This is a genomic window from Pseudarthrobacter enclensis, from assembly GCF_030811655.1.
Lineage (GTDB): Bacteria > Actinomycetota > Actinomycetes > Actinomycetales > Micrococcaceae > Arthrobacter > Arthrobacter enclensis_A.
Window position 1 is genome coordinate 106,610 of the sequence record NZ_JAUSRE010000013.1, and the last position, 20,106, is coordinate 126,715.

A 20,106-nucleotide genomic window follows, 5' to 3' on the forward strand; every position below is an offset into this window, starting at 1 on the left:
GGGGCATCATGACCCCAAACATTCCGGAAAACACCACAGCCGGCGTCCCGGCTGCTGCTGCCGCACCCCACATCACGGTGGAGGGCTTTGACAGCCCCATCCCCGAAATCATTGACCTGGACTCCCCCAGGGACGGTGTTCCGCTGGTCATCGAGACCCAGTCCGGCCTGGAGCGGTGCGCCGCCGCCATCGCCGCGGGCACCGGGCCCGCCGGCGTGGACGCGGAGCGCGCCTCCGGATTCCGCTACGGGCAACGCGCGTTCTTGGTCCAGATCAGGCGCGAAGGAGCCGGGACCTGGCTGATAGATCCGGAACCGTTCGGGAACCTGGGCATCATCAACGACGCCCTCCGCGGCGTCGAATGGATCCTGCACGCCGCCACCCAGGACCTGCCGTGCCTCTCCGAACTTGGCATGTGGCCGGACAAGCTCTTCGACACGGAGCTCGCCGCACGCCTGGCCGGACTCCCCCGGGTGGGGCTCGCCGCCGTCATCGAACAGCTGCTGGGATTCGGGCTGGCCAAGGAACACTCTGCCGCCGACTGGTCCACCCGTCCCCTGCCGGAGCCTTGGCTGCGCTACGCCGCGCTGGACGTCGAAGTCCTCACCGAGCTGCGCGAGGAACTGATCGAGCTGCTGCAGGCCGATGGCAAGCTTGAGTACGCCGAACAGGAATTCGCCGCCATCCTGGAAGCGGGCGTCGCTCCCCCGCGGGTTGACCCATGGCGCAAGACCTCCGGCCTGCACCAGATCAGGGACCGCCGGCAGCTCGCCGCGGTCCGCGAGCTGTGGCTGGAACGCGATTCGCTGGCGCAAAAACGGGACGTGGCGCCGGGCAGGCTGCTTCCCGACTCCGCCCTGGTAGCGGCCGCGAAGGCTATGCCCTCCACGGTCCCGCAGCTGCTCACCACCAAGGGATTCCACGGCCGTGCCGCCCAGCGAGAAGCCCCGCGCTGGCTGCGCTGCATATCGGCGGCCCGAGCCCTTGACGACCTGCCGCCGCTGCACCTGGCCACCAATGCCCCGCCGCCGCCGCGGGTCTGGGCAGACCGCGACCCTGAAGCGGCCGCGCGCCTCGGCACCGCCCGGCCACTGCTGCAGGCAAAGGCCGAGGAACTGAACCTTCCACTGGAAAACCTCCTGACACCCGACTACCTCCGCCGCGTTGCCTGGCGGCCACCGGCAGAGGTCACCGAAGAGTCCGTCTCCGCCGAGCTGCGGGCATTTGGCGCCCGGCAGTGGCAGGTGGAGCTCACGGCCCCCCTGATTACGGCCGCGTTCCTGAACCCGCAGCCGCTGCCACGCAAGGAGTCCAAGGCCTCCGCAGGCGCGGGGAGCCAGTAAGCGTCTCCGGCCAGCCCTTGCGGGCTAAGTTACTCACGAGTAACATCGGTGTGACCCACGTCAGGTTGCTGCCGCCTTCCGGCATGCACCCGGCGCGCTACGTCTCGATGAGGAGTAACACGTGAGCCAGCACGGAAACGGCGCATCCCCGCGCACTGTCCGCGACGTCGTCTTTGTGGACGGCATCCGCACACCCTTCGGCAGGGCCGGCGAGAAAGGAATCTACGCCGGAACCCGCGCCGACGACCTGATCGTGAAGTGCATCCGCGGCCTGCTGCGCCGCAACCCGTCCCTGCCGGCGGAGCGCATTGACGAAGTGGCCATTGCCGCCACCACCCAGACCGGTGACCAGGGCCTTACCCTTGGCCGCACCGCCGCGCTGCTGGCGGGCCTTCCGCGCACGGTCCCGGGCTTTGCCATTGACCGCATGTGCGCCGGTGCCATGACCGCCGTCACCACCACCGCAGGCGGCATCGGCTTCGGCGCCTACGACGTGGTGATTGCCGGCGGCGTGGAACACATGGGCCACCATCCCATGGGCTCCGGTGCTGACCCCAACCCGCGGTTCATGTCCGAGCGGCTGGTGGACCCTGCCGCCCTGAACATGGGAAACACGGCCGAAAACCTGCACGACCGTTTCCCCGCCATCACCAAGCAGCGCACGGACGCCTACGCCGTTGCTTCGCAGGACAAGCTTGCCGCGGCCTACCGTGACGGGAAAGTCCAGCCCGACCTGGTCCCGGTTGCGGCCCGGAAGCCCGGGGAAGGCTGGACCGTCCACAGCAAGGACGAACCTCCCCGTCCCGGCACCACCCTGGATGACCTCGCCGGACTGCGCACGCCGTTCCGCGCCCACGGCCGGGTCACGGCCGGGAACGCAGCGGGACTCAACGACGGCGCCACTGCCGCGGTCCTGGCGTCCTCAGACACCGCCGCCGAGCTGGGACTGCCCGTGAAGATGCGTTTGGTCAGCTACGCCTACGCGGGCGTGGAGCCGGAGGTCATGGGCATCGGCCCGGTGCCCGCCACCGAGAAGGCACTGCGGAACGCGGGACTGACGATCGACGACATCGGCCTGTTCGAGATCAATGAGGCGTTTGCCGTCCAGGTCCTGAGCTTCCTTGACCATTACGGCATTGCCGACGACGACCCCCGTGTCAACCGCTACGGCGGCGCCATCGCCGTGGGACACCCCCTCGCGTCCTCCGGTGTCCGGCTGATGATCCAGCTGGCGCGCCAGTTCGAAGAGGACCCGTCCGTGCGCTACGGCATCACCACCATGTGCGTGGGCCTGGGCATGGGCGGCACCGTGATCTGGGAAAACCCGCACCACCCCGACTACAGCGGCACCCCCTCGCAGGACACAACCACCGCTGCCGTTTCCGAAGGAGCCCTGGCATGAGCGCCGCAGATTTCCGCAAGTTGGCGGACCTTTTCCCCAACGAAAACGTCACCCACTCCTACGTCCAGGACATCGTCCTGCCGGCAACCGCAGGGAAACCAAGCCCGGGCACCTTCGCCCTGGTCACCCTGGACAACGACCTGGACCACACCAAGCCCACCACCCTCGGCCCCAACACCCTGGTGGAACTCGGCACCGTGCTGGAGGGCCTGCGGGAGCGCGCAGCCCGCGGCGAAATCGTGGGCGTCGGCGTGACCGGCAAGCCCCACTACCTGGTGGCCGGGGCCGACCTTTCCGCCGTGAAATCGCTGGAAAAGCGCGAGCACGGGCTGTGGATGGCCCAACTGGGACACGACGTTTATGCCACCCTGGCAAACCTGGGCGTCCCCAGCTTCGCCTTCATCAACGGCGCTGCCCTGGGCGGTGGACTGGAGATCGCCCTCCAGTCCACCTACCGCACAGTGTCCACCGGAGCAGGCGCCCTGGCGCTGCCCGAGGCTTTCCTGGGCCTGGTGCCCGGCTGGGGCGGCGTATACATCCTCCCCCGCCTGGTGGGACCGGAAAATGCCGTCAAGGTCATGATCGAGAACCCGCTCAGCAACAACCGCGCCCTCTCCGGCAGCCAGGCATTCGGCCTTGGCATCGCGGACGCCCTCTTCGAGCCGGCCGACTTCCTGGAGCAGTCGCTGGCCTGGGCTGCAGGCGTCATCTCCGGCGAGGTGGTCCCGGAGCGCGCCAACGCCGTCGACCCCTCCTCCCCGGACAGCGAAGCCCGCTGGACCGCCGCGGTGGAAGCCGGCCGCAAATTCGTCGAAGCCAAGACCTCCAATGCCTCCCCCGCGCCCGCGAAGGTCCTGGACCTCCTGGAGGCCAACCGCAGCATGACAGCAGCGGAATCCGCGGCGCTGGAATGCGAAACCCTGGCTGACCTCATGCAGACGGACGAGTTCCGCTCCACGGTCTACGCTTTCCTCGACCTGGTGCAGAAGCGCGGCAAACGGCCCGCCGGGGCCCCCGACCGGAAGCTGGCCCGCCCCGTCACGAAAGTGGGCGTGGTGGGCGCCGGCCTGATGGCCGGCCAGCTTGCCCTGCTGTTCGCCCGCCAGTTGAAGGTGCCGGTGGTCCTGACCGACATCGACCAGGCGCGGGTGGACAAGGGCGTGGCCTACGTCCATGGCGAAGTGGACAAGCTGCTGGCGAAGAAGCGCGTCAGCCAGGACGCTGCCAACCGCACCAAGGCGCTGGTGACGGGGTCCGTGTCCAAGGATGCCTTCGCTGACGCCGACTTCGTGATCGAGGCGGTCTTCGAGGAACTGCACATCAAGAAGCAGGTGTTCGCCGAACTGGAGGGCATCGTGGCACCGGAGTGCATTCTTGCCACCAACACGTCCTCCCTCTCGGTGACGGAAATGGCTGCGGACCTCAAGCACCCCGGGCGTCTGGTGGGCTTCCACTTCTTCAACCCGGTGGCTGTCATGCCGCTGCTGGAGATCGTCCGTGCCCCGCGGACCGACGATGCGGTGCTCGCCACCGCCTTCGAGCTGGCCAAGGCGTTGAAGAAGACCGGCGTGCTGGTCAAGGATGCCGCCGCGTTCGTGGTCAACCGCATCCTGCTGCGGCTCATGGGCGAAGTCACGGCGGCCTTCGACGAAGGCACCCCGGCAGAGGTGGCCGATAACGCGCTGCGGCCCATGGGCCTGCCCATGACGCCCTTCACGCTGCTGGCCATGGTGGGCCTGCCCGTGGCGCAGCATGTCCAGGAGTCGCTGCACGCCGCCTTCGGCGACCGCTTCCCCGTCTCCACCAACCTGAAGAAGCTCATCGACAACAACGTCAAGGCGCTCTGGGAGGCAGCCCCGGACGGCTCCCGGGCCATCCCGGAGTCGACGCTGGAGCTGATGTCCTTTGGCTCCAGCCCCTCCACGGGAGAGCAGGTGCTGCTCCGCGTCCAGGATGCCCTGGCTGAAGAAATCGGCCTGATGCTTGACGAGGGCGTGGTGGCCGGCCCGGAGGACATCGACCTCTGCATGATCCTCGGGGCCCGCTGGCCCATGTTCCTGGGCGGCATCACCCCCTACCTGGACCGGGTGGGCGCCTCGGAGCGGGTGAACGGCAGGCGGTTCCCTGGCAGCGGGTATCGCCGCCCCCGCCAAGGGGTAGCCGGTCAGGCCGGCAGCAGCCGGCCGCCGTCGAGCGCCACGATGCGGTGCGCCGCCGAGCGTGCGTAGCCCAGGTCATGGGTGACCAGCACGACGGCGGCGCCCTCCGCCGCTGCCGACCCTACGGCTGCGTCGAGCAGGGCCAGCCCGTCGCCGTCCAGCGCCACCGTCGGCTCATCGAGGGCCAGGACGGCCGGCTTCCGGGCCAGGACGGTTGCCAGCGCCAGGAGGCGCTGGGCGGAGGCCGGCAATTCCGCTGGATGCTCTTCAGCCATGTCAGCCAGGCCCACTGCCTGGAGTGCTGCGGCCCCCCGGTCCTCTGCCGTTGCCCGGCCAACCAGGTGTTCCAGGCCGAACCCGACTTCCCGGCGCACTGTCCGCTCGAACAACTGGTCGCGCGGCTGCTGGAACAGCAGGCCCACCAACGCAGCGGCCCGCCCCACCGGGGTCCCTTCAATGTCCGTGCCGCAGACCGCCACCGTGCCCGAGGTGGGGCGCAGCAGCCCATTGAAGTGGCGCAGGAGCGTGGACTTGCCGGCGCCGTTGGGCCCGGTGATGGCCACGATTTCCCCGGGGTGCACGGCCAGGGAGATGTCCTGCAGCACCAGCGGCCCCCGGTCACGGTTCCCGGGCGGCCGCTGTTTCGGTCGTGTTCTTCCACTTGCCGGCGTTTGGGGGTATGTAAAGGACACGTTGCGAAGCTGCAGCGCCGGTGCCGCGGGCTGGTGCGGTGAGGGCCGGCGCATGCGCGGCGACACCCCCTCCTGCACTTCGGCGCCGCCCTGCCCGCCGGCGCGCCGGACCGCAGCCGGCAGCACTCCTGACGTGGGTCCCATTGCCGCCGGCCGCCCGCTGGCCAGGATGGTCCCGCCTGACAGCACCACCCAGGTGCCGGCTTCCTCAAGCAACGGTTCAACCGTCTGGCTGAGGATTACGACGGCGGTACCGTGCTTGAGGAGGCTACGGACCACGGCGGCCAGGTCATCCACGCCTGCCGCGTCCAGGGAGGCAAAAGGCTCGTCCATGACCAGCACCGGAGGTCCGGCAATGATGGCGCAGCCAATGGCGAGCCGCCGCAACTCGCCGCCCGAAAGCAGCGCAGGGTCGTGGCCCAGCTGGCCCGTAAGTCCCAGCAGCCGGGCCGTATGTTCCACCGCAGCCTTCATCGCTGCCGGTTCCGTGCCGGCATTTTCCAGGCCAAACGCCAGTTCTTCGGCCACCGTGGCACGGACCGTGGAGAGAACGGCAGCCGGGTCCTGCGGGACGAAACCAACCTGCCTGCCCCACTGGGCCGGGTTGATCCGCGGGTCCTGCGGGCCGCCGTCGAACTCCAGCCGGGTGCCGGACAGCTCCAGGAACCCTGCCAGCGTGCCGTAGGCGCCCGGGGGCAGCCAGCCGGCAAGCAGGCGGCCCAGGGTGGACTTGCCGCTCCCGGAGCCGCCCAAGACAGCTGTGAGCGAACCTGGCGCAAAGGAAACAGCGATGTCGCGCAGTGCCGGGACGCGCCCGTCGTGGAAGGAGAAGTCCCGGATACCGGCAGCCAGCACCGGCCGGAGTGAGGGACCCGTGTTGCCGGTACGGGCTGCGTTCTCCGGACCGCCCGCGGTGATGCTCTCAGGCACCTGATGCCGCCTGCACCACGCGGAGGACCACTGCTGCCAGTGCCGCCAGTACCAGGATGGCCCGTACCGTGCGCTGGGCAATGGAATCGGGCACCTCCCGGTAGCTGGTCCGCGGCCCGGGGCTGCTCAGTCCACGCGCCTCCAGGGCGGCGGCCCTGGTCCCCGCATCCTCGATCAGGGCCAGGACCAGGGGTATGGCCTGCAGCCGGAAGGCGGCAATCCTGGATACCAGGCTCCGGGAGATGACCAGGCCGCGGGCTTCCTGCGCCTGCCGGATCCGCCGCGCCCGCAGCCCGATGGCCGGCAGCAGGGTCAGGGTAGACGCCAGCACGAAGGCGAACCGGCCCTGCACTCCGCGGGCCGACATCGCCGCTACGAGGTCCGGGACGCTGACGCTGAACGAAAACAGCAGCAGGGCCACCACCACGGCCGCCAGCTGCAGGATGCGTTGGCCGGCGAAGTCCAGACCCTCTGCCGTGATGCGGGCAGGGCCCCACGCCGCCAGGAGGGTCCTTCCCTCGGGGAAAAACAAGCCGTGCAGGGCCAGGAGTGACAGGCCAAGGGGGACCATGACTGCCGCGGCGGCCGGCACGACGCGGCGGGCGTTGCCGCCCGCCACCGACAGGCCAAGGCAGGCGGCAATGACGGCAACTGACAGCGGCCAGCTTGCTGCCGCCGTCGTAATGACCGCAGTGCTTCCGGCGGCGGCCAGCCGGGTCAGCGGATTGAGCCGCTCCCGCCTGGCCGGCGCCGGGGCGCCTCCTGCCGCGGATACTGTCACGGTGTCAGCGTCAGCCGTTCCGCGCGGACCCGTGGGTTGAACCCGGTGCCGGGCCGGAGGCGCTGCCGCTGGCCGGCTCGTTCAGCCCGGTTTTCGTGGCCGCACTGTCACCGGCGAGGACCCGGTGGCGCCGGATGAAGGGGAACTGCTGCCGTACGCGCCGGGGCAGCGCGTAGACCAGGAGGGCCACGATGGTGAACACAATGGCCTTGTCCATGGGGTCGGAGATCAGTGCCTGCTTGGTGATGGCGGCCAGGAGGGTGTCGCCCATGGCGCGGAAGGCGCTGACGATCGCGCCGGTGGCGACGCCGGAAGTACCGCCGAAGACAAAAGCAGCCACGGGCGCGGACACCACGCCGGCAATGATTCCGGTGACGAAGCCGGCGACCGGCGCCAGGTAAAACCGGCGGAAGAGGCCGTACCGTGCTGCCAGCCCGGCCAGGCAGCCGATGAGCGCAGCGCCGGCGGCAAACGGAAGCACGGTGGGGTTGAAGAAGGACCAGACAATGCTGCCCAGGGCGCCGGTTGCGGCGCCGGCGGCCGGGCCGGCCAGGACCGCGATCAGCACGGTGCCGATGGCGTCGAGGTAGAACGGCACCAGCGTGCTGCCAACGAACTGGCCGAGCACGATGTTGAGGACCAGGGCCACCGGGATCAGCACCAGGGTGGAAGCGGGCAGCGTGGGCAGGACGGCGACGATCAGCAGCACTGCGCCGGCGAGGAAGCCGGTAAGGGCAATCAGGGCAGAGGCGCTGCCCGGGCCGCCAGTGATGTCTGCAGGCTGGTTGAGGACCAGGTAGACGTAGGTGGCTGCGATGGCCAGCGCGCCGAGGATTTCCAGCAGCCGCCGGCGGGCCGCCGGGCGTTCCTGGGCCGGGAGCGTCAGGGAGGACGATGACATGGGGAATGTTCCTTTGGGTGCGGGCAGTGGCCCGGCAGTACCGGGCTGGGTGTCGCTGCCTATGTCACCTCGGCAGCAGCCGGCGGCAACTGCGCCGGGCCGGTCCGCAGCCCATTCTACCGGCGATTTCCCCGCCGGGGGCCTTTCATCCCACGCGCCGGGCAAGGTTCCCGACAGCGGATACCAGCTCCCGGAACGCCTGCTGCGGATTGTTGCCGGACACGATCCTGGCATTCGGCGCGGCGCCCCACAGGCCCCGGAAGTCCGCCACGGTGGTCCCCACCAGGAGCGGCGAATCCGTTTCGACGTCGACGGTGGCAGGGCGGTCGGTGTACTCCACAGTCCCGGCGGCTACTCCGGCGGCGAAAAAGTCGTGGACGTGAGCGATATACCCCTGGTCGTAGAGGCGGTGGAACTCGAAGTAGAAGCGCAGTGCGTCGGAAAGGTGCCTGATGAGGGTGTTGTCGGAGGTACTGCGACGGCCTTCCGGGTCTTCAGGGAGTACCAGTTCCGGGACGGCGGCGCCCGCCGCTTCGGCGAGGGCTTTGATGTGGGCCGGGTGCAGCTCCACGCGCTCGGTGGTGTCCAGGGAACAGACGATGGGCAGTTTCTCCAGCGGCAGGCCCCGGTACGCGGCGTAGACCTCCTTCGCGGCGTGGGGATCCACGTGGGTGTTCCACTCGGCCGTGGGGGTGGTGTTGCCCTGGTGGTAGAAAGCGCCGCCCATGATCACCACCTTGGCCAGGAGGCGGGGAAGTTCCGGTTCCTTCCGCAGCGCCAGGGCGAAGTTGGTCAGCGGGGCCGTGATGAGCGCCGTGAGCTCCCCCGGCCTGGCCCTGGCGTGATCGATCCAAAGATCCACCGCGTTCCGGGGACTAAGCCGGCCGGACGGTTCAGGCAGCACGGCGTACCCGATGCCCTGGGGTCCGTGCGTCTCCGGCGTGGTCAGCAGCGGAATGGACAGTGGCTTTCGCGCACCGATGGCCACCTGCACGCCAGGCCGACCGCACAGTTCCAGCAGCGCCAGGGTGTTGCGTGCAACCTGGTCGGCATCGACGTTCCCCGGCGTCGCCGTGACGGCCACGAACTCGGTGTCCGGAAGGGCGGCAAGGTAGGCCAGGGCCAGTGCGTCGTCGATGCCGGTATCGACATCCAGCAGGTAGGCGGGCACGGCTGCCTAGAAGAGTGCCACCTTGGGCACCGCGGGGAAGATGTCATCCAGGGCGGCGAGGTCTTCCGGGGTGGGGGTCCAGCTTGCAGCTTCGGCATTCTGCCGGACCTGTTCCGGCCTGGTGGCGCCCGCGATGACGCTGGCCACTGAAGGTTGGGCGGCCAGCCAGGAAAAGGCAACCTCGATCTCGGTCAGGCCGCGTTCCTTTGCGAAGACGCTGTACTTTCCCAGCTGGTCCCAGTCGGCCTCGTCCACCATGGCGGTGCGGGTGTGGCTGAGGCGTGACCCCTCGGGTGCGTGGCCCGGTGAGTACTTGCCGGTGAGAAGCCCGTTGGCAAGCGGGAAGTACGGCAGCACGCCCAGGCCAAACTCCTCGGCGGCCGGGGTCACTTCGAGCTCGGCGCGCCGGTCCAGGAGGTTGTAGTGGTTCTGCGAGGAAATGAACCGGGACGTGCCCAGTTCGCGGGCCACGTATTCCGCCTGTGCGATCTGCCAGCCGGACCGGTTGGAGTGCCCGATGTACCGGACCTTGCCGCTGCGCACAAGGGTGTCCAGGGCTGCCAGGGTCTCGTCGATGGGCGTCAGCGGGTCAGGGGTGTGGAACTGGTAGAGGTCAATCCAGTCGGTGCCGAGCCGCCGCAGCGAGGCCTCAACCGCCTGCATGATGTACCGCCGGGAGCCGCGGGCGCCGAAGTCAGGACCATTGGCGCCCTTGGCGTCCATCCCGAACTTGGTGGCCAGGACCACGTCCCCACGCCGCCCGCCAAGGGCCTTCCCGAGCATGGTCTCGCTGAGGCCCGGTTCCCGTCCGTAAGTATCGGCAACATCGAACAGGGTGATCCCGGCGTCGATTGCGGCGTTGACGACGGCGTCAGTGGCCTCCTGCGACTCGGTGGCGGTGTTCGCCCGGCCCAGGTTGTTGCAGCCCAGGCCCACTGTGGAGACGGTGAGGCCCGATTTTCCGAGGCGGCGGTAACTGGTCAAGAGCGTCTCCTAAAGGCTGAAGCTGCTGGCGGGCTTGGCTGAGTGCTTGAGTCTGTAGCGGTCCGGGTCACTGTGGGGCGCGGCGCCGATGCTGAGCTTGGTGAAGTCCAGGTCCTCCCCGCGGATGCAGACCTTGATGGCGTTGACTGCCTTGTTCACGTCCGGGCACAGGCAGAAGATATTGAGCTTGTAGTCGGTGAATTCCGAGCGCTCCACAGTCCCCAGGCCGCGCCATGCCAGGTGGCTGATCAGGGCGTCCTTGGCCTTTTGCTCCAGGTAACGGTCCCGGTCGGTGCCTTCCCTGGACTTGAGCGCGAACTGGGCCACCACCCAGAACTGCTCTTCGGCGGGAATTTCGGCGTATCCGTCCTCCGCGCACTGTGCGGCGAAGGCGTCCAGCAGGCCCTCGGCAGCGGCGGCATCAGCGACGTCCGTCTCTTCCGTCTTGCTTTGGTGCCCCACCGCACCGAAGTTCATGACGAACTGCGAGTAGTCCTCGTCGAACCACGCCTCCCGGAACTGGAGGGCGCCCTCGTCGTCGCGCTTGTAGACCCTGACTATGCCGCTCATATGTTGCGTCCTTTGGTAAACCATTCGACGTCGGTGCCGTCGAATGGCGCTTGCTGCGCCGTCACTGCATGGAAAAGATCGTCCGCGGCGGCCTGGATCTCCTGGATCAGCCGCTCCGGGTAGTGCATCGACACGCTGTGCTCCGCAAATTCGTCCTGGTCATCGATGAAGACGCCCCGGGCGGCGGTCCGGATGACGTCCAGGTCCATATCGATCACGTGGAACTCGGTCACGGTGGGCCGGATGTGCGTCCACTCGTGCCCGACCGCCAGGTCGATATAGACCCGCACGCCGGCCGGATGCGCCGAGTCGTAGAACGTGGCTACCCAGTCTCCCTGGCGGGGCACCAGCAGGACGGCGTCCGAGCGAGTGTAAAAGGCGGCGCCGGGGCGGGAGCAGAACTCGTTGGTGCCCTGGAAGATCCACCACCCATGCAGGTCCTCGCCCAGGTACCGCCCGGGCACCACCCAGTGGGCCTTGCCGTTCCACTTCCTGTTGCGGGAGACCACCAGCTGGCCCGGCTGCAGCCCGTTGGGGACGCGCGTAGTGGTGGTGTGCAGAACCGGTCCGGATTCCCCCGCAGGGCCGGGGTACTTCAGTTCGTCTTCGTCCCTCACAGGATCGGAAGGCTGCCGGTGGTGGGGTGCTGCTGCCCCGGCAAAGGCCGCGCAAAGGGGACCTTTGTTCCCAAAACCTGCGCCACGACGTCGTGCGTAATCTGCTGCGCGGTCAGTCCCACGCGCTCCAGCACCTGGTTGCGGGTGCCGTGATCCAGGAACTCGACGGGCAGGCCCACCTCGTTCAGGGCGGTGTCCACCCCGGCGGCACGCATCTCCTGCCGGATGCGCGAGCCGACGCCGCCGGCACGCACGCCGTCTTCGATGCAGACCACCAGACGGTGGTGCGAGGCCAGCGCGATGATGGAGCGGCGGACGGGAAGGACCCACCGCGGGTCCACCACGGTGGTGCTGATGCCCTGCGCACCGAGCCTGTCGGACACGTCAAGGGCCAGTTCGGACATCGCTCCGACGCTGACGATGAGCACGTCGTTTTCCGTGGAGCCGGACGTGCGGCGGGCGAGGACGTCCACACCGTCGCTCAGCCGTTCGAGGGCCTCCACCTCGGGGCCGACTGATCCCTTGGAGTAGCGGACCACGCTGGGGGCGTCGCTGATGGCCACCGCCTCGCGCAGTTCCTCGCGGAGCCGGGTGGCGTCACGCGGGGCGGCAAGGTGCAGACCGGGGACGATCTGGACCATGGCCATGTCCCACATGCCGTGGTGGCTGGCGCCGTCCGGGCCAGTGACGCCGGCACGGTCCAGGACGATGGTGACGCCGGCCTTGTGGAGGGCGACGTCCATGAGCAGCTGGTCGAAGGCCCGGTTCAGGAAGGTGGCGTAGACGGCCACCACGGGGTGCAGGCCACCGAAGGCCATGCCCGCGGCCGCGGTGAGCGCGTGCTGTTCGGCGATGCCGACGTCGATGACGCGCTGTGGGTGCTTGGCCGCGAATTTGTGCAGCCCCACCGGGATCAGCATGGCGCCGGTGATGCCGACGATGTCGTCGCGTTCGTCGGCAATGGCGGCGATCTCGTCCGCGAAGACGGAGGTCCACGACTGGGCTGCGCCCCCGCTGCCGGTGGGTTCGCCGGTTTCGGGGTCGATGATGCCGACGGCATGGAACTGGTCTGCTTCATGGGCCCGTGCCGGCGCGTAGCCGTGGCCCTTCTCCGTCATGGCGTGGACGATGACCGGGCCGCCGTAGTTTTTGGCGGTGGACAGGGCGTGCTCCATGGCCTGGAGGTTATGGCCGTCCACGGGCCCGATGTATTTCATGCCGAGGTCCTCGAACATCCCCTGGGGTGCCCACCAGTCCTTGATGCCCTTCTTCATGGCATGCAGGCTCTTGTAGGTGAACTGACCCAGCGGGCCGCCGTTCTGCAGCCTCTTCTTCCACCAGTCCAGGGCGCCTTCGTAGGCGGGGGCGGCGCGGAAGGAGTCGATGGTGGGGCGCAGCGAAGCGAGATAGTCGGCGAATCCGCCCACAGTGGGGGCGTAGGACCGGCCGTTGTCATTGACGACGATGACTACGCGGCGTTTCTTGTCCGCTGCGATGTTGTTGATGGCTTCCCAGGCCATTCCACCGGTGAGGGCACCGTCGCCCACAATCGCGACGACGTGCCGGTCGCCTTCACCCGTCAGCTGGCGGGCCCTGGAGATGCCGTCGGCCCAGGAAAGGGAGGAAGAGGCGTGGGAACTTTCGACGATGTCGTGCTCCGACTCCGCCCGGTCGGGGTAGCCGGAGAGGCCGCCCTCCTGCCTGAGGGTGCTGAAGTCCTGGCGCCCGGTAAGCAGCTTGTGGACGTAGGACTGGTGGCCCGTGTCGAAGACGATGCTGTCACGGGGCGATTCGAAAATGCGGTGCACGGCCAGCGTCAATTCCACGACGCCGAGGTTGGGTCCGAGGTGGCCGCCCGTCTGGGAGACGTTCGTGATCAGGAACTCCCTGATCTCCGAAGCCAGCTGATCCAGCTGCTCCTCGGTCAACTCGTTCAGGTCCTGCGGATTCCGGATTGTGTCCAAGATTCCCAATGACCCCTCCTTCGGGTGGTAGACGTGCCGTTTAACTCTAACGCCTCGGTCCGCGGGGCCGGACGTGGCTGAAAAGCCGAAGCCCCGGCTGGTCGGTGACCGGCCGGGGCTTCGGCGAAGACGCTGCCTGCTGGCAGAGCCTGCTAGTTCGCGGAGATCTGGCGCAGGACGTACTGCAGGATGCCGCCGTTGCGGTAGTAGTCCGCTTCACCGGGGGTATCGATGCGCAGGACGGCGTCGAACGACTTCGAGGAGCCGTCCTCGGCGGTGGCCGTGACCTTCAGGGTCTTGGGCGTGGTGCCCTCGTTCAGGGCAGTGACGCCCTCAACCGAGAAGGTTTCCGTGCCGGTCAGTCCCAGGCTGGCAGCGCTCTCGCCGGCCGGGAACTGCAGCGGCAGGACGCCCATGCCGATCAGGTTGGAGCGGTGTATCCGCTCGTAGCTCTCGGCGATGACGGCCTTGACGCCCAGCAGCGCTGTGCCCTTGGCGGCCCAGTCGCGGGACGAACCTGAACCGTACTCCTTGCCTGCCAGGATCACCAGCGGAGTGCCGGCTGCCTGGTAGTTCTGGGCGGCGTCGTAGACGTAGGCCTGGGGGCCGTCCGCCTGGGTGAAGTCGCGGGTGAAGCCGCCCTCCACGCCGTCCAGGAGCTGGTTCTTGATGCGGATGTTCGCGAACGTGCCGCGGATCATCACTTCGTGGTTGCCACGGCGCGAGCCGTAGGAGTTGAAGTCCTTGCGCTCCACGCCGTTGGCCAGCAGGTACTGGCCGGCGGGGGTGTCGGACTTGAACGAACCTGCCGGGGAGATGTGGTCGGTGGTGACGGAGTCGCCGAGCTTCAGCAGTACGCGCGCACCGGTGATGTCCTTGACGGGCTCCGGCTGGGCCTGCATGCCCTCGAAGTACGGGGGCTTCCGGACGTAGGTGGACTTCTCATCCCAGGCGAAGGTGTCGCCGGCGGGGGTGTCCAGTGCCTTCCAGCGGTCGTCGCCTTCGAAAACGCCCTCGTAGCCGCGGGCGAACATGCCCTTGTCGATCGAGGAATCGATGACCTGCTGGACCTCGACCGGGTTCGGCCAGATGTCCCTGAGGAAGACATCGTTGCCGGCCTCGTCCTGGCCCAGGGCATCATTTTCGAAGTCGAAGTCCATGGTTCCGGCCAGGGCGTATGCGATGACCAGCGGCGGGGAGGCCAGGTAGTTCATCTTGACGTCCGGGTTGATCCGGCCTTCGAAGTTGCGGTTGCCGGAAAGCACGGCTGTGACGGAGAGGTCGTTGGCCTGGATGGCCTCGGAGATCTCGGGGTCAAGCGGGCCGGAGTTGCCGATGCAGGTGGCGCAGCCGTAGCCCACGATGTAGAAGCCGAGCTTCTCCAGGTACGGTGTCAGGCCCGACTTGTTGTAGTAGTCGGTGACCACCTTGGAACCGGGAGCAACGGAGGTCTTGACCCAAGGCTTCGCGGCCAGGCCCTTCTCCACGGCGTTGCGGGCCAGCAGTGCGGCGGCCAGCATCACGGAGGGGTTGGACGTGTTGGTGCAGGAGGTGATCGAGGCGATCGACACGGCTCCATGGTCCAGTTCGAACTCGCGGCCGTCGGCGGTGGTGACAGCCACCTTCTTGGACGGACGCCCGTTGGACTTGGGGCCGTGGGCGTGCGGGGCCTGCTCCGTGAGGTGGGTCGCCGAGGCGGTGAAGGACGGCGAATCGGATGCCGGGAAGCTCTCGTCGATCGCTTCGTCCAGGCTGCCGTCGGCGAGGTCCACCTTGACGTAGTTGCGGAGGTCCTCGCGGAACTGCGCCTTGGACTCGGTGAGGATGATCCGGTCCTGCGGGCGCTTCGGGCCGGAGATCGACGGAACCACGGTCGACAGGTCCAGCTCGAGGTACTCGGAGAACTTGATCTCGCGGGAGGGGTCGTGCCAGAGGCCCTGTTCCTTGGCATAGGCCTCGACCAGGGCGACGTTCTCGTCGGACCGGCCGGTGAGGCGCAGGTAGTCGAGGGTGACGTCGTCGATCGGGAACATCGCGGCGGTGGAACCGAACTCGGGGCTCATGTTGCCGATGGTGGCGCGGTTGGCCAGCGGCACGGCCGCGACGCCCTCGCCGTAGAACTCGACGAACTTGCCCACCACGCCGTGCTGGCGCAGCTGCTCGGTGATGGTGAGGACGACGTCGGTGGCGGTGGCACCGGCCGGGATGGACCCGGTGAGCTTGAAGCCGACGACGCGCGGGATCAGCATGGAGACCGGCTGGCCCAGCATGGCAGCCTCGGCCTCGATGCCGCCGACGCCCCAGCCGAGCACGCCCAGGCCGTTGACCATGGTGGTGTGCGAGTCGGTGCCGACGCAGGTGTCGGGGTAGGCGCGCAGGGCACCGTCAACCTCGCGGGTCATGACGGTGCGGGCCAGGTATTCGATGTTCACCTGGTGCACGATGCCGGTGCCCGGCGGGACCACCTTGAAGTCGTCGAACGCCGTCTGGCCCCACCGGAGGAACTGGTACCGCTCGCCGTTGCGCTGGTACTCGATCTCCATGTTGCGCTCCAGAGCGCCGGAGTTGCCGAAGGCGTCGATCTGCACGGAGTGGTCGATGACCATTTCCGCCGGGGCCAGCGGGTTGACCCGCTTGGGGTCTCCGCCGAGTTCCTTGACGGCCTCACGCATGGTGGCGAGGTCCACGACGCAGGGAACGCCAGTGAAGTCCTGCATGATCACGCGTGCCGGCGTGAACTGGATTTCTGTATCGGGCTCCGCATTCGGATCCCAGCCTGCCAAAGCGCGAACGTGATCGGCAGTGATGTTCGCGCCGTCCTCGGTCCTCAACAGGTTTTCAAGCAATACCTTGAGGCTGAACGGAAGGTTTTCTGCACCTTCAACGGAGTTCAACCGGAAAATTTCGTATTCGGTTCCGGCTACATTAAGTTTGCCTTTTGAACCGAAGCTGTCCACAGTGCTCATCGCAGGACTCCTCTCGCAACAGTTTCATCTTTGTCGCGCGGTTGACCGCCTGCTAGTTAGGAGGCCCTAAGTAGTTTCCAGGGCCCGAAAATTGCACACGGCCGGCCGAGAATTCGGGCGCGACGTGGGACTACTACGGCCATCGTAGTCCAAAAAGCAGGTGGGATCATGGACCCGGCGTCAGCAGCGCCACCGTCTCGAGGTGATGCGTGTGGGGGTACAGGTCGAATGCGCGCAGTCCTGCCAGTTCCCAGCCGGAGCGGCGGAAGTAGCCCAGGTCACGGGCGAACGATGCCGGGTCGCAGGACACGTAGGTGACCGCGCGGGGCTGCGACGAGACGAGTTGGCCGACGACGGCCTTCCCGGCACCCGCCCGCGGCGGGTCAAGGACAATCGCGTCGAAATTCCGCGGCTTCTGGCGCAGGACCCGCTCAACGCGGCCCTGGACAACTTCCACCTGCGGTGCCGAATGCAGGTTCTTCCGGGCGTCGCGGCTGGTGCCCGGAGCTCCCTCGACCGAGAGCACGGACCCCGTCTCCCCCACTGCGTCAGCCAGGACGCCGGTGAAAAGTCCGGCGCCAGCGTAGAGATCGGCAACCACAGCGCCAGCGTGCAGGAACTCCCCCCGCTTCAGGAATTCTGTGACAGCCCCCACAAGGGTCCCGGGCGCGTCGCGGTGGATCTGCCAGAAGCCATCGCCGGTCACCCGGTACTCATGCCCCGCAGCCGATTCCTGCACCCAGGTGCGCCCCCGCAACTGTGTCACACCCCCGGTCAGCGGATCGAAAGCGGCGACGGAAGCGCCGCCCTGGACGTCCGCGGCGACTCCCCGCAACCGCTTCTCCTTGGTTCCCGGCGCAGGTGCCAGCAGGACCAGGGGCCGGGAACCATTGGCCGGCGCCGCCACCTCCACCCGCTCGACGCCCTGCAGGTCCAGGTCCCACAGGCGCAGCCCATTGATCGCGTCGCTTGCCAGAGGCATCTCCTGCACGGGGACGATGTGGTGGGACCTGTGGGCGTGCATTCCCAGCTTCCCGCCGGGGGTGACCGAAAAGCTGGCCCGCGTGCGCCATCCGAGGCCGGCGCCGCCGTCGTGCCCTTCCCCTACAGCCTCCACGCCGCCGGACCACACGGACGGCACGTCCTCCAGGCCGGCAAGCCGGGTGAGCTGCTCGGCCAGGACCTCCGCCTTCAGGCTCCGCTGCCGGGCCAGGGTGATGTGGCCGAACTCGGCACCGCCCACGGGTGGGTGGCCGTGGACCCATGCACGCAGGGAATCAGCAGGACGCCAGAAGTGCTCCACCCGGTCGGGGGACGCCTCAAGCACCTCGATGACGTCCGCCCGCCAGAACTTTGCGTCGTCGCCCGCGTCGGTCAGCCGGACCCGGACCTTTTCGCCTGGAACGGCGTGCCGGACAAAAACCACGCGGCCCTCGTGGCGTGCCACGCAGTGCCCGCCGTGGGCTACGGGTCCGACGTCGAGCACGGCCTCCTCGCCGGCGTGGCCGGTTTCCTCGGTTGCCGGCGTCGCAGTGGTGGAGGTTCTGGCGGTCACTGGACGTCCTGGAGGTTCTTGGCTTCTTCGGATGACTTCAGCTGCCATGGCACACTGGCCACCATGACACCCGGTTCGAAGTGCAGGCGGGTCTTGATGCGCAGCGCGGTCTGGTTGTGCACCAGCTGCTCCCACCACTTGCCCACCACGTACTCGGGAATGTAGACGACGATGAGGTCCCGCGGAGAGTCCATCCGCATCTGCTTAACGTATTCCATGATGGGCGTCACGGTCTCGCGGTAGGGGCTGGCCAGGACAGTCAGCGGAACCGGAATCTCGAGCTTTTCCCAGTCGGTAATCGTGTGCGCCGTTTCCTCCGGATCGATGTCCACGGTGATGGCGTCCAGCCGGGAAGGACGGGATGCACGCGCGTAGGCAAGGGCCCGCAGCACGGGCTTGCGGACATGGGACACCAGCAGCACGGCGTGCACGCGGGTTGGCAGGGCGCGCGGCGAGGAGTCCTCGTCCACGGCAAGTTCCTTGGCGACGTTGTCGTAGTGGGACCGGATGCTCCACATGATCAGGAACAGGATGAACATGGCCAGCAGCGCGATCCAGGCACCCTGCTCGAACTTGGTGATCAGTACGATCACCAGCACCAGGCCCGTCATGCCGAAGCCGATGGTGTTAATGGTGCGGGACTTCATCATCCGGCGCCGGACGGCCTTGTCCTTGGCGAGTTTCAGTTCGCGGCCCCAGTGCCGGATCATGCCCAGCTGGCTCAGCGTGAAGGAGATGAAGACACCCACGATGTAGAGCTGGATGAGCTTGGTGACGTCCGCGTTGAAGGAAATGATCAGCACCAGTGCGCCGGCAGCGAGGGCGAGCACGCCGTTGCTGAACGCCAGCCGGTCACCGCGGGTCCTGAGCTGGCGGGGCAGGTAGCCGTCCTGGGCAAGGATGGAACCCAGGACCGGGAAACCATTGAAGGCGGTATTGGACGCGAACACCAGGATGACGCCGGTGGCAGCCACCACGACATAGAAGGGAATGGACCCTTCCCCGAAAATGGTCTGCGCGATCTGGCTGATGGCCGGGTTCTGGATGTAGCCCTCAGGCAGCGGATTCCCGTTCAGCAGGAATTCCTTGGCGGGGTCCAGCACGATGTGGACCTTGGTGGCGTTGGCCAGGTAGATGATGCCGGCCAGCATCGCCGCGCCAATGACGCCGAGCAGCAGCAATGTGGTGGCCGCGTTCCTGCTCTTCGGCGGCCGGAAGTTGGGGACACCGTTGCTGATGGCTTCCACGCCCGTGAGTGCTGCGGCACCGGAGGAGAACGCCCGGAGCAGCAGGAAGGCGCCGGTGAGGCCCACCAGGCCTTGGTCGAAGCCCTCCGCCGGGACAATGGTGAAGGCCGCCGATGGCGCCTGGCCCAGTTGTCCGGTGGCGGCCTGGAACATGCCCACCGCGGTCATGCCCAGGATGGAGGCCATGAAGATGTACGTGGGGACGGCGAAGACGCTTCCCGCTTCCTTGATGCCGCGCAGGTTTACCAGCGCGAGAATGACGACGCCGATGGTCGCTATGACGGCCTGCTCACCGTGCAGTGACGGTACAGCCGTGGTGAGGTAGGCAGCGGCCGAGGACATGGACACGGCCACTGTCAGCACGTAATCCACCAGGAGGGCCGATGCGACCGTCAGGCCGGCATACTTCCCCATATTCTCGTTGGCGATCTCGTAGTCGCCGCCGCCTGAAGGGTAGGCGTGCACGTTCTGCCGGTAGGACGCCACAACGGTCAGCAGCACCACCATCACGGCCAGGCCCACCAGCGGCGAGACGGTCACGGCACTGACCCCGGCCAGGGCCAGGGTCAGCAGGATCTCATCGGGCGCGTAGGCCACGGACGACAGGGCATCGGACGCGAAAATCGGGAGTGCGATCTTCTTGGGGAGCAGGGTATGGGAGAGCCGGTCATTCCGGAAGGGCCTGCCCACCAGCACGCGTTTGACGGCGTTCAGTATTGTCAACACCCCACAAAGCTAGTCTGATTCGCGGAGGATGTCATGACGGGCGCCCGCCAAGCCGGACCAGTGCCATACCGGTAGAGTTCTAGCTGCACGTTCGTGAC

14 protein-coding genes are annotated in these 20,106 nt (G+C 67.7%); 3 read left to right on the forward strand and 11 right to left on the reverse strand.

Annotation, left to right across the window (positions count from 1 at the left end; genetic code table 11):
* Window positions 1-8: 8 nt before the first annotated feature.
* From J2X98_RS13580 to J2X98_RS13590, 3 genes are all read left to right on the forward strand, one after another.
* Entirely contained in the window at window positions 9-1,343 is a 1,335-nt protein-coding gene (locus J2X98_RS13580) for an HRDC domain-containing protein (RefSeq protein ID WP_141940943.1), read from the forward strand.
* A gap of 121 nt (window positions 1,344-1,464) precedes the next feature.
* Window positions 1,465-2,745, forward strand: a complete 1,281-nt coding sequence (locus tag J2X98_RS13585; protein ID WP_307309014.1) for a thiolase family protein — start codon at window positions 1,465-1,467, stop codon at window positions 2,743-2,745.
* On the forward strand, window positions 2,742-4,973 hold the full coding sequence (locus J2X98_RS13590; protein ID WP_307309016.1) for a 3-hydroxyacyl-CoA dehydrogenase NAD-binding domain-containing protein: 2,232 nt from the start codon (window positions 2,742-2,744) through the stop codon (window positions 4,971-4,973). The genes J2X98_RS13585 and J2X98_RS13590 overlap by 4 nt, the downstream gene beginning before the upstream one ends.
* On the opposite strand, the gene J2X98_RS13595 is transcribed toward J2X98_RS13590, so the two are convergent.
* From J2X98_RS13595 to J2X98_RS13645, 11 genes are all read right to left on the reverse strand, one after another.
* On the reverse strand, window positions 4,910-6,526 hold the full coding sequence (locus J2X98_RS13595; protein ID WP_307309018.1) for an ABC transporter ATP-binding protein: 1,617 nt from the start codon (window positions 6,524-6,526) through the stop codon (window positions 4,910-4,912). The genes J2X98_RS13590 and J2X98_RS13595 overlap by 64 nt on opposite strands.
* Window positions 6,519-7,307 carry an energy-coupling factor transporter transmembrane component T gene (locus J2X98_RS13600; RefSeq protein ID WP_307309020.1) on the reverse strand — a complete coding sequence of 263 codons (789 nt, stop codon included), beginning with the start codon at window positions 7,305-7,307 and terminating at the stop codon, window positions 6,519-6,521. The genes J2X98_RS13595 and J2X98_RS13600 overlap by 8 nt, the downstream gene beginning before the upstream one ends.
* 10 nt (window positions 7,308-7,317) lie before the next feature.
* Entirely contained in the window at window positions 7,318-8,208 is an 891-nt protein-coding gene (locus J2X98_RS13605) for an ECF transporter S component (RefSeq protein ID WP_307309022.1), read from the reverse strand.
* A gap of 145 nt (window positions 8,209-8,353) precedes the next feature.
* Window positions 8,354-9,379, reverse strand: a complete 1,026-nt coding sequence (locus tag J2X98_RS13610; RefSeq protein ID WP_307309024.1) for a nucleoside hydrolase — start codon at window positions 9,377-9,379, stop codon at window positions 8,354-8,356.
* Between the two features lie 6 nt (window positions 9,380-9,385).
* Window positions 9,386-10,363: an aldo/keto reductase gene (locus J2X98_RS13615; protein ID WP_141940937.1), complete on the reverse strand. Its 978-nt coding sequence runs from the start codon at window positions 10,361-10,363 to the stop codon at window positions 9,386-9,388.
* 9 nt (window positions 10,364-10,372) lie between these two features.
* A complete protein-coding gene (locus J2X98_RS13620) occupies window positions 10,373-10,933 on the reverse strand; it encodes a hypothetical protein (RefSeq protein WP_141940936.1) in 561 nt (186 codons plus the stop codon).
* A complete protein-coding gene (locus tag J2X98_RS13625) occupies window positions 10,930-11,550 on the reverse strand; it encodes a DUF402 domain-containing protein (RefSeq protein WP_307309027.1) in 621 nt (206 codons plus the stop codon). Before J2X98_RS13625 ends, J2X98_RS13620 begins: the two co-directional genes overlap by 4 nt.
* Window positions 11,547-13,523 carry a 1-deoxy-D-xylulose-5-phosphate synthase gene (dxs, locus tag J2X98_RS13630; protein WP_307309029.1) on the reverse strand — a complete coding sequence of 659 codons (1,977 nt, stop codon included), beginning with the start codon at window positions 13,521-13,523 and terminating at the stop codon, window positions 11,547-11,549. The genes J2X98_RS13625 and dxs overlap by 4 nt, the downstream gene beginning before the upstream one ends.
* A 143-nt stretch (window positions 13,524-13,666) precedes the next feature.
* Window positions 13,667-16,480 carry an aconitate hydratase gene (locus J2X98_RS13635; protein ID WP_141940934.1) on the reverse strand — a complete coding sequence of 938 codons (2,814 nt, stop codon included), beginning with the start codon at window positions 16,478-16,480 and terminating at the stop codon, window positions 13,667-13,669.
* A 166-nt stretch (window positions 16,481-16,646) separates the two neighbouring features.
* Complete coding sequence (locus tag J2X98_RS13640) at window positions 16,647-18,035, reverse strand: class I SAM-dependent RNA methyltransferase (RefSeq protein WP_307309034.1); 1,389 nt, start codon at window positions 18,033-18,035, stop codon at window positions 16,647-16,649.
* Window positions 18,032-20,008 carry an APC family permease gene (locus J2X98_RS13645; protein WP_307309036.1) on the reverse strand — a complete coding sequence of 659 codons (1,977 nt, stop codon included), beginning with the start codon at window positions 20,006-20,008 and terminating at the stop codon, window positions 18,032-18,034. The genes J2X98_RS13640 and J2X98_RS13645 overlap by 4 nt, the downstream gene beginning before the upstream one ends.
* Window positions 20,009-20,106 lie beyond the last annotated feature (98 nt).

Excerpts from the sequence above, each read along its gene's own strand:
- J2X98_RS13620 (WP_141940936.1), bottom strand. The coding sequence starts at position 10,933 with ATGAGCGGCATAGTCAGGGTCTACAAGCGCGACGACGAGGGCGCCCTC.
- J2X98_RS13605 (WP_307309022.1), bottom strand. The coding sequence starts at position 8,208 with ATGTCATCGTCCTCCCTGACGCTCCCGGCCCAGGAACGCCCGGCGGCC.
- J2X98_RS13590 (WP_307309016.1), top strand. The coding sequence starts at position 2,742 with ATGAGCGCCGCAGATTTCCGCAAGTTGGCGGACCTTTTCCCCAACGAA.
- J2X98_RS13580 (WP_141940943.1), top strand. The coding sequence starts at position 9 with ATGACCCCAAACATTCCGGAAAACACCACAGCCGGCGTCCCGGCTGCT.
- J2X98_RS13635 (WP_141940934.1), bottom strand. The coding sequence starts at position 16,480 with ATGAGCACTGTGGACAGCTTCGGTTCAAAAGGCAAACTTAATGTAGCC.